Source organism: Pseudoalteromonas sp. SCSIO 43210 (genome assembly GCF_054133285.1).
The window spans coordinates 4,828,628-4,845,389 of the sequence record NZ_CP087225.1 but is presented as its reverse complement, the minus strand read 5'-3'; the positions used below and the strand labels follow the sequence as shown (position 1 = coordinate 4,845,389).

15 protein-coding genes and 4 tRNA genes are annotated in these 16,762 nt (G+C 39.8%); 10 read left to right on the top strand and 9 right to left on the bottom strand.

Going from position 1 to position 16,762, the window contains the following annotated elements; all coding sequences use genetic code 11:
• Window positions 1-20: 20 nt before the first annotated feature.
• From LOS73_RS20965 to LOS73_RS20955, 3 genes are all read right to left on the bottom strand, one after another.
• Complete coding sequence (locus LOS73_RS20965) at window positions 21-2,177, bottom strand: response regulator (protein ID WP_457934259.1); 2,157 nt, start codon at window positions 2,175-2,177, stop codon at window positions 21-23.
• A 94-nt stretch (window positions 2,178-2,271) separates the two neighbouring features.
• A complete protein-coding gene (locus LOS73_RS20960) occupies window positions 2,272-2,928 on the bottom strand; it encodes a helix-turn-helix transcriptional regulator (RefSeq protein ID WP_007378044.1) in 657 nt (218 codons plus the stop codon).
• A gap of 219 nt (window positions 2,929-3,147) precedes the next feature.
• On the bottom strand, window positions 3,148-3,519 hold the full coding sequence (locus LOS73_RS20955) for a histidine triad nucleotide-binding protein (protein WP_007378045.1): 372 nt from the start codon (window positions 3,517-3,519) through the stop codon (window positions 3,148-3,150).
• A gap of 92 nt (window positions 3,520-3,611) precedes the next feature.
• Here LOS73_RS20955 and LOS73_RS20950 point away from each other — a divergent pair, with 92 nt between their 5' ends.
• Complete coding sequence (locus LOS73_RS20950) at window positions 3,612-4,205, top strand: DUF2057 domain-containing protein (protein WP_033031161.1); 594 nt, start codon at window positions 3,612-3,614, stop codon at window positions 4,203-4,205.
• A 53-nt stretch (window positions 4,206-4,258) separates the two neighbouring features.
• On the opposite strand, the gene LOS73_RS20945 is transcribed toward LOS73_RS20950, so the two are convergent.
• On the bottom strand, window positions 4,259-6,100 hold the full coding sequence (locus tag LOS73_RS20945) for a M1 family metallopeptidase (protein ID WP_457934979.1): 1,842 nt from the start codon (window positions 6,098-6,100) through the stop codon (window positions 4,259-4,261).
• A gap of 142 nt (window positions 6,101-6,242) precedes the next feature.
• Between LOS73_RS20945 and murB the strand changes: the two genes are divergently transcribed.
• The 8 genes from murB (at window position 6,243) to tuf (ending at window position 10,795) form a co-directional block, all read left to right on the top strand.
• A complete protein-coding gene (gene murB / locus LOS73_RS20940) occupies window positions 6,243-7,250 on the top strand; it encodes a UDP-N-acetylmuramate dehydrogenase (protein WP_457934258.1) in 1,008 nt (335 codons plus the stop codon).
• Entirely contained in the window at window positions 7,250-8,242 is a 993-nt protein-coding gene (gene birA, locus LOS73_RS20935; RefSeq protein ID WP_457934256.1) for a bifunctional biotin--[acetyl-CoA-carboxylase] ligase/biotin operon repressor BirA, read from the top strand. The genes murB and birA overlap by 1 nt, the downstream gene beginning before the upstream one ends.
• The gene (locus LOS73_RS20930) at window positions 8,239-8,949 is read left to right on the top strand and encodes a type III pantothenate kinase (RefSeq protein ID WP_457934255.1); all 711 of its coding nucleotides are present in this window, start codon (window positions 8,239-8,241) and stop codon (window positions 8,947-8,949) included. Before birA ends, LOS73_RS20930 begins: the two co-directional genes overlap by 4 nt.
• A gap of 126 nt (window positions 8,950-9,075) precedes the next feature.
• A tRNA-Thr gene (locus tag LOS73_RS20925) sits at window positions 9,076-9,151 on the top strand.
• Between the two features lie 40 nt (window positions 9,152-9,191).
• Window positions 9,192-9,276, top strand: a tRNA-Tyr gene (locus tag LOS73_RS20920).
• Window positions 9,277-9,320: 44 nt separating this feature from the next.
• A tRNA-Gly gene (locus LOS73_RS20915) sits at window positions 9,321-9,395 on the top strand.
• Window positions 9,396-9,406: 11 nt separating this feature from the next.
• Window positions 9,407-9,482: transfer RNA gene (locus LOS73_RS20910), tRNA-Thr, on the top strand.
• Window positions 9,483-9,610: 128 nt separating this feature from the next.
• Window positions 9,611-10,795, top strand: a complete 1,185-nt coding sequence (gene tuf, locus LOS73_RS20905; RefSeq protein WP_058230523.1) for an elongation factor Tu — start codon at window positions 9,611-9,613, stop codon at window positions 10,793-10,795.
• A gap of 379 nt (window positions 10,796-11,174) precedes the next feature.
• Here tuf and LOS73_RS20900 read toward each other — a convergent pair whose 3' ends face one another.
• From LOS73_RS20900 to LOS73_RS20880, 5 genes are all read right to left on the bottom strand, one after another.
• On the bottom strand, window positions 11,175-12,371 hold the full coding sequence (locus LOS73_RS20900; RefSeq protein ID WP_007378893.1) for a dipeptidase: 1,197 nt from the start codon (window positions 12,369-12,371) through the stop codon (window positions 11,175-11,177).
• A gap of 64 nt (window positions 12,372-12,435) precedes the next feature.
• The gene (locus LOS73_RS20895; RefSeq protein ID WP_007378894.1) at window positions 12,436-12,690 is read right to left on the bottom strand and encodes a YheU family protein; all 255 of its coding nucleotides are present in this window, start codon (window positions 12,688-12,690) and stop codon (window positions 12,436-12,438) included.
• Window positions 12,690-13,679, bottom strand: coding sequence for a hydrolase (locus LOS73_RS20890; RefSeq protein WP_007378895.1), 990 nt, complete (start codon window positions 13,677-13,679; stop codon window positions 12,690-12,692). Before LOS73_RS20890 ends, LOS73_RS20895 begins: the two co-directional genes overlap by 1 nt.
• Before the next feature lie 426 nt (window positions 13,680-14,105).
• Window positions 14,106-14,519: a TIGR02444 family protein gene (locus LOS73_RS20885; protein WP_033030302.1), complete on the bottom strand. Its 414-nt coding sequence runs from the start codon at window positions 14,517-14,519 to the stop codon at window positions 14,106-14,108.
• On the bottom strand, window positions 14,503-16,425 hold the full coding sequence (locus LOS73_RS20880; RefSeq protein ID WP_457934254.1) for an ATP-binding cassette domain-containing protein: 1,923 nt from the start codon (window positions 16,423-16,425) through the stop codon (window positions 14,503-14,505). Before LOS73_RS20880 ends, LOS73_RS20885 begins: the two co-directional genes overlap by 17 nt.
• A 132-nt stretch (window positions 16,426-16,557) precedes the next feature.
• On the opposite strand from LOS73_RS20880, the gene LOS73_RS20875 reads away from it, so the two are divergent.
• A complete protein-coding gene (locus LOS73_RS20875) occupies window positions 16,558-16,761 on the top strand; it encodes a YheV family putative zinc ribbon protein (protein WP_007378899.1) in 204 nt (67 codons plus the stop codon).
• Window position 16,762 lies beyond the last annotated feature (1 nt).

Here is a 16,762-nt window from a genome sequence, read left to right as displayed (position 1 = left end):
GAGACCTTGTTTTTCTTAGCTTATAGAAGTTGCCCGCGCACAAACTTTAAATATTGCTCTAAGCTTTGTTGCCACAGATCTAGCGCTTCATCAAGCATGTCGTTGTGTGGTTTTTTATCGAGTAAGCGGCGCTCTATTTTTTTTAGCGCTATACCATAACGATTAAAACCTAACTGTAAGGCTGTACTTGCCTGGCGATGTAAAAGCTTAATACATTGCTCTGGATGCTGAGTAGTAAGCTCTTGGCAACGAATGAGTTTATTTCGTGCTGAAAGTACAAATTCGTTATAAATAGACGATACTTCATCTTCACTAAACGAAGTGGTTAGTGTCTCTGCTGCGGTTTCGTCGTACAAAGTGTCAATAAGTTCTACAGTAATATTAGCCGTTTGATTTGATTGAGAGTCGCTAAGTGCTTGGCGAAGCTTTTGGTGTTTAATAGGCTTGCCAACAATATCTTTTATTCCTAATTCTAAATATTCTTTTACTTCGTCGGGGCTAAGGCTTGCAGTAAAAGCGAGCACGGGAGTTCGTTGATTCTTATGATCTATGTGCTTTAGGCGTTTAAGTACTTCTTGGCCTGTTAAGTCAGGTAAGTTCATATCAAGTAACACTACATCAAAGTGATGTTTTTGCATAAGCTCAATAGCGCTTTTCCCATCTTTTGCGAGCTTAATTTTGTGCTCATCGTCGGCCATAAATTCGATAGCAATTTTTTGGTTCAAATCTAAATCTTCAACCAATAATACATCAAGGCCTGTTAGGTAATCTTTAGTCTGGTGTCGCTGTTCTACTAAACTTAGTTCGCCCAAAGTAAAAGTAACGATAAAGCTAAATACACTCCCTGTACCGAGTTGGCTTGCAATTTCGAGCCGGCTACTAAGCTTTTCAAGCAAACGGCTGGTAATGGCTAAACCTAGGCCGGTTCCACCTTTTTCTTTACCTGCGCTACTTTGTACATAAGGTTCTGTTAAGTAAGCTATCTCGTCGTTTTCTATGCCTGGGCCAGAGTCCTTCACACTTATTTTTATGGTGTGTTCAAGTTGTTTCTCTAAAATTAAATCAACTTGAATTTTCACAACACCGTGGTCGGTAAATTTAATGGCATTACCCACTAAGTTAATAATAATTTGCCTAAGTTTTTGTTGGTCGCAGTAATAACAAGCTTGCTCTGGAATATTGCACACAAGCTCAAATTTAAGATGTTTTTGCTCGGCAAGTGGGCTCAGTAATAGACATAAATTATTGAGCCATGTTTTAAATTCTATATCTTCTTCATAAAGTGCTTCATCACTTTGATCTAGGCTTGCGTAATCAAGTACTTTATCTACGAGTAAATTGAGTGATTCGGCGGAGTTTATAATTGCCTCGCAATAAGCTTTATTACGGGTATCACTTGTTTGGTTCATGACAAGCTGAGCGCTGCCTAAAATACCATTCAGTGGGGTGCGTATTTCGTGGCTAATAGTTGAGAGAAATAGTCCGCGTATTTCTAAGTCTTTTTGCGCTTTATCGGCTAGTTTATTGAGATGCTGCTCTCTGCGTTCATTACACAATAAGGCCATGCCTGCAGCATAGAACATGGGTGCAATGACGCCATTTAAAAATAATAGTGAGCTAAACCAGCCATTAATTAATAGATTACTTTGTTCAATATCGTCCATAAATAACGAGCGGCCAATAAAACTAAAAGCAACGAGAGTCAATATAATAATGTATACAATACTGCCATTAGGATAGGGCGCACGGGCATGTTTGATAAATATAAATAATAAAAATATAGCTTCAGCTATATGTTGTATATCAGATGCAATAACTCGTTCGTGTAAAGAGGGATCATAAAAGGTGTAATAACCGAGCATTACAGCGCTAAAAGCAGTAAATGAGCAGATTAATTTGAAGCCAATACCGTGATAATTTAAAAATTGGCTGAGTGATAGGCAATGCACAATAGAAGCTGCAAACATCATGCTACTGGCAATGCTAATAATAACTAAATTATGTGTATTACCAACAAGGGTAAAACTAATAACAGAACCCAGTAATAAAATAGGGTAAAAAATATAAAGCAGCGTACCTGGAGTTTGCTTGTTTGTTCGCCATGTTAAAAAATTAAGCAAGGTCATTACAACCACTATGGCTATGCTGGCAAAGTAAAGAGTGAAAGAGTCGAGCATTTAGTTTCCAGCGAAGTGATGTTTTAACAAGTGGGTAGTAAATATAAAAACAGACACCTAAGTGTCTGTTTTTATATTTAAACGAAATGCGTATTTAACGAATTTCGTCTGGTATATTTTGCTGCGCCCAAGACAATAGCTCAATGCGATTACGACATTTAGTTTTTCTAAATGCACTGTATAGATGAGTTTTTACAGTGTGCGGACTAATACTTAATTCTTCAGCAATTTCTTTATTTTTAGAACCATTACTCATTAACGAGATAATTGCTTTTTCTCGTTTAGTTAATTTAACTGGTTCTATATCACCTTCGGTTAGCTTATGAAGTGCATCTTTATTAAACTGCAGCATACGGTTTAATGCGTTACACATTATATCACGGCGATACCAAAGCTGATCTTCCATTAATAAACGAATACCTTTCATTAATACATCGGCGTTATCAGTCGTATAAAACACACCACGAATACCGCTTAATAATGCACGGTTAGCTAGTTCTGGATTTTCGTCTAGGTTAAATAATATGATATCGCATTTAACGCGTAGGTTTACTAATTGTTCTTTTAGCTTTCCCCATGCATCTTTACTTGATGTTTCAATAAACAGTAATCGAGTCCCTTCAGGTATATCTAAAATGTTTGTACCTGTGGTTACGTCAAGGCCTTGCGTTTTTAACAAAGGTTCTAAAACGTTAATGCCAATAGTATTAATTGGCTCTTGATCTAATAACAAAAAGGCAGAACTGCTCATATTTTTATACTCTTTTATAAAGCTGACTGATTAAGTTTATCACGACTTCCACACCTTTTGTATTAGAAAGTCGCTATTTTACTTGAAAACAAGTACGATTTTACGATTATTTAAACATAAAATGTTGCAAATAAGTAATTGTTTTTCGTTTGTTAAACATGAGAAATATTAACATTTAGCACTTAACGTATATTAAAAGAGTACAATAAAAGTCATTATTTAAATAAAACTCTTTTTAACATCTTGATACGGAGGCCAGCCCATCTCTTTCCCTGCAAGCATATGCAAGTGTATATGGTATACAGTTTGCCCACCATGCTCGTTACAGTTCATTACTACTCGATAGCCGTTGTCTGCAAAATTATGTTGTTTAGCTAACTTTGCTGCTACGGTATATAAATTGCCAATTAAGTATGAATTTTCATCATTTATATCATTGATAGTGGCAATTGCTTTTTTTGGGATAATCAATACATGGAATGGGGCTTGAGGATTTATATCTTTAAATGCAAGGGTATCATCATCTTCATAAATAATGTCTGCTGGAATTTCACGATTAATTATTTTTGTAAAAATTGTATTTTGACTCATGGTATGTCCCTAATTAAATATTATGAAATTTAGGCTCACTAATGACAAAATTTCATAGCAGTGTCAAACTGAAAATAACTAAAGGAGTAAATATGCGTAAATCAGTATTAATGGGCAGTGCGGCAGTGCTGTTATTTAGTGTATCGAGTATGGCAGAAAATATTCACTTCCCTGAAGAGTTTGTGCCATTACAAGTTGGAGAGCGTGTTATAGAAAGCTCTCTATTTAGTCGGGTTGATGATTTAGAGCTTGCGCCGGGTACTTATCAGCTAAAATTAAAATATACCGACTTATATGAACAAGGCTTTGACGATCATGAAGTGATTGAGTCAGAACCGTTTTGGGTAGATGTTACCGTTGAAGCTGGGAAAAATTACACTTTGGTGTTTAATCGGGCAGATAACGCCGTGTCGGCGAAACTATTTGCAGAAGTACCTGAGGTGAGTTTACAAGCCAAAGGCAGCTCACTGCCTGAACCCTTAACTGTTGTTTCCAATAATCAAATGGAAAAAGTAAAGCCGATGAAACCAATGGTAAGTTCGGCTGTTGTTTCTCAAAAATCAAATAAGCCACTAGGGCCTGTTAATAGTCAGGGGATGCCAAGCGCAGCGAATATGCTTGATTTTTGGTGGCAACAAGCCACAACGTCAGAGCGTAAAGCTTTTTTAGAAAAAGTGACAAAATAACAGAAAAACAAAAGGGCCAAATTTGGCCCTTTTTAGTGTCTAGTTAACGCTATTTATTCAAATAATGCGTCAATAGTACCTTGTGCAAGAGGGTGATACCCAGGGCGTGCTTTTAAGTACACGCTTTGTGCCCACTCTTTTTTACCGTTAGTGATAAGTGATTTATATAACGGCACAATTAACTTACGACGGCCAATACCTGATAAGTGCTTATTAAGCGCAGGATAAATTGGTTGATAACCATTACCTACTGCTAGCATAAACCAAGCAAACGCACGTTCAGCGTTAGTTGATTGCGTTAGGTTAAATTCACTATCAAGCTCGCTCATTTTCTCTATGCTTAAATCGCGTGGTAAGTTATTTAAAAAGTGTAGCCACTCATGCACAGACCAATCAGCCGTTGGCAGTTGAGTTGCAGTTGTGTCGCCTTTTAGCCATGCTGCTGTTGCTGTATCTACTTTATCAAATGCATCAGAAGTAGGGTTTGGCGCATCACTTGGTAATCCAGGTTCAAAAATCCATTCGTTTACTTTATCCATGCTTACAACACCAGGATACTTTTCAATTAAGTTAGCTTTTAAGTAAGTAACAAATTGCGCGGTAGTAAGTGATTTAAACGAAAACTCTTTAAAGTACGCTTTTACAAACGGGTCAAACTTATCGCGACCATATTTGTTTTCTAGGTAAATTAAAAATAATTGACCTTTAGTGTAAGGCACTGAGCTGAATGCATCGTCTGGGTCGCGGCCGTTAAGTTTTAAATTAAGGCGTGTATCTGGTGCATCAATTGTTTTAAGTTGTGCGCGTAAAGACGCTGAATCAAGTGCTTGTTCCATAACCGCACGGTCACGGCCAAATACTTCTTCCATAATGCGGTTTTCAACGTACGAGGTAAAACCTTCGTTTAACCATAAATCTTCCCACGTTGCATTAGTTACTAAGTTACCTGACCAAGAATGAGCAAGCTCGTGAGCAATAAGGTTAACTAAGCTTTTATCACCAGCAACAACAGTTGGAGTAATAAATGATAAGCGTGGGTTTTCCATGCCACCAAACGGAAAACTTGGTGGTAGCATTAATAAGTCGTAGCGACCCCATGCATATTCGCCGTACATCGCGTTTGTTTTATCGATCATGGCTTGGGTGTCGTCAAATTCAGCAATTGAGGCATCTAAAATTGTCGGCTCAGCAAATATACCTGTTTGGCGCGACATTGCTTTAAATTCTAAGTTACCTGCGCCAATAGCAATTAGGTAAGGTGAAATTGCTTGTGGCATATCAAAAATGTAGTCGCCATCTTTATAAAGCGCATCTTTGTTATCGGCACTCATTACAGCACGTATATCTTTTGGTGTATGAATTCGTGCAGAGTAAGTTACACGCATTGCGGGTGTATCTTGCACTGGGATCCAACTACGTGCATGAATTGCTTGCGATTGGCTGTACATAAATGGATGCGTTTTACTTGCCGTTTGCTCTGGTGTTAACCATTGCAGGCCTGAAGCTTCTGGGCGACTGTTGTAGTAAATACGAACTACTTCAGCTTGGTTTTTAAACACAATAGTAAGCTTTGAGCCTTTAACGTCATCTCGCTTAGCTAAATCAAAAGTCGCTTTTTTCCAGTTACCGCTTTGATCTTTGTACATTACTTTATCAATGTCTAAGTCGCGGGTATCAAGTACCAGAGTTCTACTTTTGCTGTTGTTCCACTGAAGAGTATGCTCTACAAAACCTTCTAACTGCTTGCCGGCAAAGTCGACATCTAAATCAAGGTTTAAGTGAGTAGTAACAACATCATCAAGGTTAGCATACGAGTTTTGGTCAATCGCATTAGCCATTGCTTGCGAACACATACCCGCCATAGCGAGGCTTAAAAAAAGAGGTTTAATTTTCATCATTACTCTGAACACAAATAAAAAGTGCAGGTTTTATATCACGATTGACACGGCGGGTTGAGTGATTTTTACAATCTAGTGCCACATTTGCGATGATGAGGTAAACTATTGCGATTAGTTACCGGTATTTTTAGAGAGCTTTGTGGCGCATTCATTACACTCCTTACATACATTCGCATTAAACAGCCAATGCCAAAATTTTGTTGAAATTACTCAGCTTGAGCAACTTAAAACGCAAAGTTTTAGCGCGCCGTTTTGTTTGCTAGGCGAGGGCAGTAATACCGTATTTTTAAATGACTACATGGGTACGGTTATAAAGATAGCCTTAAAAGGTATTAAAATTACCGAGCGTGAGAGCGACACACTAATAAGTATTGCCGCAGGCGAAAACTGGCATCAACTAGTCAGTTATTTATTAGAGGAAAATATACCGGGGCTTGAAAATCTAGCACTTATACCAGGGACTGTTGGCGCATCGCCGGTACAAAATATTGGTGCTTATGGCATTGAGATAGCTAAATTTATTGAGTTGGTAGAATACTTTGATATAACCACTAACACTATGCATTTATTAAATAACGAACAATGTGAATTTGCTTACAGAGACTCAATATTTAAACATGCCCTTAAAAATAAAGCGGTGATCACGCAGGTACATTTAGCGCTCCCAAAAAAATGGCAACCAGTATTGAGTTATGGCCCTTTGCAGCAACTTAAGGTTGTTACGCCGCAGGCTGTGTTCGATCAAATAATACAAACTCGCAATAGCAAATTACCTAACCCATATACACTTGCCAATGCGGGTAGCTTTTTTAAAAACCCTATAATAACCAACCAGCAGTTAGCTGAGCTATTAAAGCAATTTGCTGATTTACCTCATTACGAATATGGGCAAAGTCATCATAAGGTCGCGGCAGGTTGGTTAATCGATCAAAGTGGTTTAAAAGGGCACCGCGAGGCAGGTATTGAAGTGCATCAACAACAAGCACTAGTACTTGTTAATCACGGAAATAGTGAAGGCAGCGACCTAATAAAAATAATTAAACACATTCAGCGAGTGGTTTATACGCGTTACAACATTATGTTAGAGCACGAAGTACGTTTAATGGATGCACGCAGCGAATGCCATATTAACGCGGAGCCTAAGTAATGAAAGCACCTGATGGAAACAAACTCGCTATTTTAAATGCTTTAAAGCAAGGTGTTTTTGTATCTGGCCAAGCGCTGGGTGAACAGCTTGGCATTAGCCGAGCTGCGGTAAGTAAACATATTAAAACGTTACAAGAAATGGGCTTGGATATTTTTAAAGTGACTGGCAAAGGCTATTGTTTGAATAGTCAGGTGGGCCTTTTAAATAAAACGCAAATTGATCAGCACTACAAAGCGCTAGGTGCAAATACTGCCGATGTAGAAGTACACCCTATTATTGATTCGACTAACAGCGAGCTTATGCGCCGTATACAGGCCAAAACAACGCTTGAGTCTGGCATTGTTATTGTTGCTGAAATGCAGCAAGCAGGACGTGGTAGACGCGGCCGTGTTTGGCAATCCCCATTCGGCGCTAATTTGTATTACAGTTACTTTTGGCGTTTAGATGACGGCTTACAAGCTGCAATGGGCGTATCAATTGCAGTAGGTCTTGCTGTTTATGATGCTATTAAAGCGTTATACCAAGTTGACGTAGAACTTAAGTGGCCTAACGATATTTATATAAATAAGCAAAAACTTGCAGGTGTATTAGTTGAATTAGATGGACAACCGCAAGGACCTTGTCAGTTAGTGATTGGTATCGGTATTAATTTACAAATGCCAGAAAGTTTTAGTAAAAATATAGATCAAGCATGGACCGACCTAAGTCAGCATACTCAACAACTTGATAAAAATTCACTGGTGGCATCACTTACTTATTATTTAGAGCAGCGTTTGTCGCTTTATCGTCAAACGGGCTTGCAAGGAATGTATGAGCAATGGAATTCGCTCAATGCGTTTGCTGGTGAATATGTTGAACTAAACACAGGGCACAGAAGCTGGCGTGGAATATGTGAAGGAATTGACCCACAAGGTGGAATACGAATTCGCCAAGACGGGGAAGTAAAAAGTTATTACGGTGGGGAAGTTTCCCTTAGAAAGGCGCAATTATGAGATTATTGATCGACGTAGGAAATACATCATTAAAAGCTGTGTTGTGGCATAACGAGCAAGCACAACCGGCAGATATAAATAACCTGCCTTGGTTACAAATAACCGAAGTGATTTATGCATGTGTAGGGCGCAGTGATTTACTAAACGATATTCTCGCGCAAGCGGCTAGCAATAATATTATTTGTTTTGAAGCCAAGGTAACCAAAACGCTTGGAAATCTTGTATGCGCTTACGAGCATGTAGCTAACTTAGGCATAGACAGGTGGCTTGCGCTTATTGCAGGCTTTACGTTATATCCAAGCACAGCATGCATTGTTGTTGATGCAGGTACTGCGACAACAATTGATGTGCTTAATAGTGAAGGGTTACATTTAGGAGGCTGGATTTTACCCGGGCTTGATTTAATGACCTCATCACTTACACAAAATACTCAACGTGTTTTTGATGACGGTAAAACTCCATTCACCAATGAACTGGGTAAAAATACGCCTAATGGTTTAAAAAACGGTGCTTTAGTCGCAACCATTGGAGCAATTGAGCAAGCTAAGTTGCACTTAACGGATAAAAAAACAGAGCAAAAAGTACAAATAATTTTTGCTGGTGGCTATGGCTTACTTTTACAGCAGCAATTTGCAGGAAGTATTTTTGATTCATTGCTAGTAATGAGGGGGTTACATTATTGGCGCGAACTAAGTAAAACAACATAAAAAAGTGCAAAAAACGTGTTTTCGCGTGAATATTGAGCATTTAAACTAAAAATTTACACTTTTTTTAATTTTATAGTTGCATCCCAATAAACCTTACTCTAATATCTCGCCCCGTACTAAAGCAGTGCCGACTTAGCTCAGCTGGTAGAGCAACTGACTTGTAATCAGTAGGTCAACCGTTCGACTCGGTTAGTCGGCACCACTTTCCTTTTACCGGAAGTGAATTAGTAGAGAATTATCGTGGAGGGGTTCCCGAGCGGCCAAAGGGATCAGACTGTAAATCTGACGGCTCAGCCTTCGCTGGTTCGAATCCAGCTCCCTCCACCACTTTATTCTTGACGGTTAGAGGTAGTTTAAGAACAGATTTTTATGCGGGCATCGTATAATGGCTATTACCTCAGCCTTCCAAGCTGATGATGCGGGTTCGATTCCCGCTGCCCGCTCCAGTTCTTGTGTTGCTGATATAGCTCAGTTGGTAGAGCGCACCCTTGGTAAGGGTGAGGTCGGCAGTTCGACTCTGCCTATCAGCACCAGTCCTAAGAATCTCCTTGATTACTTCCTTTATCTGTCAGAAAATACTATTTGAAAAAATTAACTTAATCTACCTCTGGTGGATTATTTTCATATGTAATTTAGATACACAAAACTGATAGGTTCCGTCATGGCAAAAGAAAAGTTTGAACGCGTAAAACCGCACGTAAACGTTGGTACAATCGGCCACGTTGACCACGGTAAAACTACACTAACTGCAGCAATCACTAACGTACTTGCAAAAGTATACGGCGGTGTTGCTAAAGATTTCGCATCAATCGACAACGCTCCTGAAGAGCGCGAACGTGGTATCACTATTTCAACGTCTCACGTTGAATACGATACTCCTACACGTCACTACGCACACGTAGATTGTCCTGGTCACGCCGATTATGTTAAAAACATGATCACTGGTGCTGCTCAAATGGATGGCGCGATCTTAGTAGTTGCTGCGACAGATGGCCCTATGCCACAAACACGTGAGCACATCCTTCTTTCTCGTCAAGTTGGCGTTCCTTACATCATCGTGTTCATGAACAAATGTGACATGGTAGATGACGAAGAGCTACTTGAACTAGTAGAAATGGAAGTTCGTGAACTTCTTTCAGAATACGATTTCCCAGGTGATGACTTACCTCTAATCGCTGGTTCTGCGCTTAAAGCGTTAGAAGGCGAGAAAGAGTGGGAAGATAAGATTGTTGAGCTTGCAAACGCACTTGATTCTTACATCCCAGAGCCAGAGCGTGACATCGATAAGCCTTTCATCATGCCTATCGAAGACGTTTTCTCAATCCAGGGTCGTGGTACTGTTGTAACTGGTCGTGTTGAAGCTGGTATCATCAACGTAAATGACGAAGTTGAAATCGTTGGTATCAAAGAGACTACTAAGTCTACTTGTACTGGTGTTGAAATGTTCCGTAAGCTTCTTGACGAAGGTCGTGCTGGCGAAAACATCGGCGCACTTCTACGTGGTACTAAGCGTGAAGACGTTGAACGTGGTCAAGTACTAGCTAAGCCTGGTTCAATCAACCCACATACTACATTCACTTCAGAAGTATACGTACTTTCTAAAGATGAAGGTGGTCGTCATACTCCATTCTTCAAAGGTTACCGTCCACAGTTCTACTTCCGTACAACTGACGTAACTGGTGACGTACAGTTACCAGAAGGCGTAGAAATGGTAATGCCTGGTGATAACATCAAGATGACAGTAACTCTAATCGCACCAATCGCGATGGATGAAGGTCTTCGTTTTGCTATCCGTGAAGGTGGTCGTACTGTAGGTGCTGGTGTTGTAGCAACTATCGTAGCGTAATAATTAACTTTTAAGTTAATTGTTAGAAAAAGGTCACTCAGGTGGCCTTTTTTAATGCCTGAAGAAAAGTGTCATATGAAGGTGGCGCTCTTACCTTAGGCGTAGGTACTTTGTAGCAACGTTCAAAGCGTAATTATTAGCTTTAAAGTTAATTGTTATAAAAAGGTCACTCAGGTGGCCTTTTTTAATGCCTGAAGAAAAGTGATTTGCTCCTAGGTATAGCTTTATTGCCGTAGCTTGGGTTGAGTTTTACGAAACCCGAGGAAAAAGGTTGCTGAAAATAACTGAGCTCTTAGATATAAAAAAAGCACGGCTAGGCCGTGCTTATATTGAGTTAGCTCTTGGTCTTTTAGCCAATTACTAATATATGATAAAAGCTTTAATGCTTTTTCGCATACTCTTCAGCTTGTTTTAAAACTCTTAATAAATTACCGCTAAGAATCTTTTTAATATCTTTATCGCTGTAATCTCTATCCATTAAACCTTGAACAAGATTAGGGTAGCTAGATACATCTTTTAAACCGATAGGTAATGAATCGCCAACCCCATCATAATCAGAGCCAATACCTACATAATCAATACCAATTAGCTCAACTACGTGATCAATATGGTCAAGCACTTGCTCAAGACTTGCAAATGGGTATGGGTTTTTAGCGCGGTACGCAGCATCAAAATCTTTACTTAACTTAGTGCCTTCTTTTTTAGCTGACTCTTTTGTGTTTTTTAATTGCTTGCCCCAACTACCTGCTTTAGCGGTAACAAAGCTTGAGCCAAAGTTGATTTGAATAACGCCGCCATTTTTTTTCAGCGCTAATAACATATCGTCATTCATATTGCGCTCAAAGCCAGGCGTGTATTTACGAAGTGATGAATGAGAGGCAATTACTGGTGTTTTAGAAAGCTCCATAACCTGATAAAACGCATCATCAGAAATATGCGATACATCGATTAGCATACCAATATTATTCATTTCAGTGACAAGCTCTTTACCAAATGGGCTTAAGCCTTTCCATTTACGGCGTATATCGTAAGACGAATCCGAAATATGGTTGCTTTGCGAGTGCGCTAGCGTAATGTAGCGAATGCCACGGTCGTAAAAGTGCTGAAGGTTTTTCATATCCCCTTCAATAGGAGAGCCGTTTTCCATACCCATCGCTATAGAAAGCTTGCCTTGTTTAAATTGCTCTTCTATATCAGTGCTTGAGCTCGCAATAGCAAACTTATCGGGTGCGCGCTGGGCTATGGCTTCCATACTATCAATCATTTGATTGGCTAGCTGATAGCTTTTTCCTTTACCTTCAAACTCTAAATGCGCAGGAATATAAATTGACATAAATGGGGCGTTTAAACCGCCTTTTACAGCGCGAGGATAGTCAAAATCGCCATCAGTTGTTGCTTTGGTTACATCAACCCAGCTTTCGTGAATTCGATAAGGTACGTCAATATGGGTATCAATTAAAATGGTGTCTTTAGCGAGTTTAATTGCCTTGTCAGATGCTATTATTGTTTGTTCTGCTTGGGCTTGGCTAGTTAAAGCTAGTGATATGGCTACCACTAGAGTGCTGAGTTTTATCATGTTTTGGCTCTTTGGGTAAAAAGCCATTGTGTACGTTCAATTCAAAAGTTACAAGTGTTGTGCACTAATCAAACGACTGCGCTTGATGCTCTTCACTTTGCAGCGCTTTAAATTCGCCCTTAGAAATAATAGTAACTGACTCATGCAATTCAGAGAAAAACACCATCGCTTCACCATTTTTAAGCTGAAGCTTAACTTGGTTTACTTTCGATTCAATGCTTGCCTCTACTTCACCGTAGTCAGTGCCTTCACGTAAAACATAGCTTTCTATTAAGTTGTATAGCGTATCTTTATCGAGTTGTTCAAAAGGGATGATCATTACTGCTTTTTACTCGCTTTATTTAAAACATGTTCCCCAAAATAACTGGGCACGGCCTTCTCTAACCAAAAAATAGGCTTAAACGGATTTTTACCGCTAATAAAACCAACGTGTCCGCCTTTGTCAGAGATGCGCAGCGTAACATGCTCACTTACGTCTTGCCTACTTGGTACGGCCTTAATTGAGAGCATGGGGTCGTCTTTTGCATGAATAATTAATGTAGGCACAGCAATATGCTTTAAATATGGCATCGCACTGGCTTGACGATAGTAATCGTGAGCGTTTTCAAAGCCGTGCAAAGGAGCCGTTAGCTGGTTATCAAACTCTAATAGGTCGTCAATGTTCATTAATTGATCGGTAGTGATAGATATTTGCTGCTTAATTTGTGGCAGCTTTCGCTGCATTGATTTTTTCATCCGATCGAGCAAATACTTTTGATAAATTTTACCTAGGCTTTTACGAATTACATCGCTTGATGACGACAAATCATAAGGTGCAGAAACAACCGCAGCCGCGCTTAAAGGACATGCTAGTGCTTGTTCACCTAAGTATTTGGCAAGTACATTACCGCCAAGAGAAAAGCCAACGGCAACCATGGGTCTATTTGGATATTGTTGCTTTAGATGATTAATAAAAAAAGCTAAGTCGGCGGTATCACCACTATGATATGCGCGAGGCAAGCGATTTACTTCGGTTGAGCAATTTCTAAAGTGCATAAGTACAACTGCATAACCTTGCTTTTTTAATGCCTTCATCATGCCTTTAGCGTAAAAGCTATTTATATTACCTTCAAGGCCATGAAGGACTATAGCAAGAGGTGCAGTTTCGTTATGCGGAAGTGACCAAGCAAGTTCGATAAAATCGCCATCGGGTGTATCAAGTTGCTCAAGTTCGTAGCTAGTGTTATGAAATGGGCGGAAAAAACGCGGCATTATGGTTTGAACGTGACGGTTTGTCATCCACCATGCGGGTTTAAACTGTGGGATCATATTTGTACTACACACTTTGCAAAAAAGAATCGCTAGTGTATCAAAAAGAATAAAAAGCGCCTAATCAGTAACTGATAGGGCGCTTTGTGCGTCGTGCTTAATTTTGTTCAGGAACTTCTGCATCATGTATCTTTTTAAGAAAGAAAAAAGCAAAAAAGATACACAGAGAAACAACAATGGTTAAAAACCCAAAAGACATAAATAAAACTGGATCTGTAAAAAAGTCTCTAAAGAATACGCTCATAAGTTGCTCCCCTCGTTTTTGATGGGTTAATCATAAGCGGTGCTTGCAGGTCGCAATGTGATCGAGATCAATTTATTTACTTAAGCAGATGTAAGTGCGAAGTTAAGTTGATTTAGATCATGCTTTAAGAGGGTGTTCTATAGATTCGGTGCGTACTTCAACAATGTATGAAATGTATTTACTTACACGTATAGCTTTATATTGTTGGGTGTATCAGAAGTTTTTAATTTAAGACCGTTAGCGGTGCTTATGAGCATGCATTGCTGTTGTTTTTCAAGCTTTAGCTCAGTGCTTAGTAACTCTGCGCGTATTGTAGCGTAATCACTTATCGTATTCTGATTAGTTTTTAAATAGCTGCGTGCGGCGCGCAGGGGTTGTAATACGTGAGTATCAAACTCACTCACTACTTGTGTTAACTCGTTTAGCTGTTGGGTATTAATACTTAAATTTAATGAATCTAAATAAAGTAGTAATAAGCATAAATTAACGTTTTTTCCTTGCTGGTTTTGTAGTGCCAGCAAGGTTGTTTGTTGCTCAGGCTTTGCGTACAAGGTGCACGCAAACTGCCAAAAATGGTCGCTATTGAGCAAGTTCATCGGCGAATGCCTGTTCTTTTTCTTCCATTTCTTCAAGTGCCATAAGTAACTCTTCTTCAAGGTCGTTAAGTTTAGGCGTAAGGGTTGCTTGCTTAGCTAATAACTCTTTAAGCTTGGCTTTGTTATCGTCGTTGTAGAGTTCGTTATCGCCGAGTGCTTCTTCAACTTCAGCTAGTTCTGCGGTGAATTTATCGAGTTGCTTTTCAAGCTTTTCAATTTGCTTTTTAAGTGGCTGAGTGGCCTTTCTAAACTCAGCCTCTAAGCGTTTTTGCTCTTTACGGTTAACACCCGGATTTGCTTTAGGCTCGTCGCTTTGCTGCGCTTTAACCGCTTCTTTATTGGCATTGAGTAACCACTGGTAATACGCATCTAAGTCGTAACCAAACTGGGTTACTTTGCCGTCATCGACTAGGTAAAACTCATCGGCGGTATTTTTAAGCATATGGCGGTCGTGCGATACGGTAACCATGGCGCCTTCAAAGCCTTGCAGTGCCATAACAAGTGCATGGCGCATTTCTAAATCAAGGTGGTTTGTAGGCTCATCGAGTAGTAATAAGTTTGGCTTTTGGTATACCAACATGGCAAGTACTAAACGTGCTTTTTCGCCGCCCGAAAATGGGGCTACGGGCTCAAGGGCTTTATCGCCAATAAAGGCAAAACCACCTAAAAAGTCACGTAGTGATTGCTCAGTGGCTTTTGGGTCGAGGCGTTGCAAGTGCATTATTGCACTGGCTTTTAAATCAAGAGATTCAAGCTGATGCTGCGCAAAGTAACCAATATTTAATCCGTGATGCTGAATAACTTCGCCAGCTTGCGGCTCTAAATCACCAGAAAGCAGTTTAATTAATGTTGATTTACCTGCGCCATTTCGACCAAGTAAAGCAATTCGGCTGCCTGGTACAAGGTTTAGCTCTATATTATTTAAAATAGTGACGTCACCATAACCCGCTTTGGCTTTATCTATTGTCATTAGTGGGTTTGGTAATGCTTTTGGCTCTGCAAACTCAAAGTTAAATGGCGAGTCGGCATGTGCCGGCGCTAGTTTTTCCATGCGTTCAAGTGCTTTCACACGGCTTTGTGCTTGTTTAGCTTTACTGGCTTTTGCTTTAAAGCGCGTTATAAACTGCTCAAGGTGCGCAATTTGATCTTGTTGCTTATCAAACATTGCTTGTTGTTGTAGTAAACGCTCTGCTTTTTGGCGTTCAAACTGCGAGTAGTTACCTTTGTAAACGTTGATAAGTTGCTTATCTACGTGCCAAATTTGATCAACCACCGCATCTAAAAACTCACGGTCATGCGATATAAGTACAAGGGTGCCGGTGTAAGCGCGTAAAAAGCGTTCAAGCCAATAAACAGCATCTAAATCAAGGTGGTTTGTTGGCTCATCAAGAAGTAGTAAATCGGCGTCGCGTATTAATGCTTGGGCAAGGTTTAAACGCATACGCCAACCACCCGAAAACGAGCTGACAGGGTTTTCTATTAGGTTATTAGCAAAGCCTAAGCCGTGTAATAGCTCACCTGCGGTTGATTCAATGCTATAGCCTTTAATGTTTTCAAGCTGAATATGTACTTTGGCTTGTGTATCGCCATCGTTGTTTTGCTCGGCCTCACGCAGTGCTATACGCATTGCATAGTATTCTGGATGGCCTTGGAGTACATAATCAATTGCGCTTATTTCAAGGGCTGGAGTTTCTTGCTTTACTGAGGCAATAGACCAATCTTTTGGAATATTGCAATTACCGGCATCTAGTTGCAGTTCTGATTTTAGTAAACCAAATAACGTTGATTTTCCACAGCCATTAGCGCCAACAAGGCCTACTTTGTGTTCTGGAAATAACGTAGCTGATGCGTTTTTTAATAAGGCTTTACCGCCACGAAGTAGTTCTATTTCTGAGATTTGGATCATGAATGCGTTACTTTGCTGTGCCCTTGTTAAGTTGGCGCTATCATAACATAGAACTTAATGCGCTTATCAAGCGTATCAACAAGTGAAGTTATACGATAAAATAGCGGCAGTTCAAACCACAGGAAAAATGTTGTGAGACAAAAGAAGCGATTTATTGCTGGTGCATCGTGCCCTGACTGCAAAGCCATGGATACTATGATGCTATACAGAGAACATGATGTTGAAAAAGTAGAGTGTGTTGAGTGTGGTCATAAAATGGCGCAACCCGATAACGCTGTTCAGGCGTCTACTCGCCAATTTGAACAAGTAATTGGTGTGTTTAAACCGGGCGACTAAC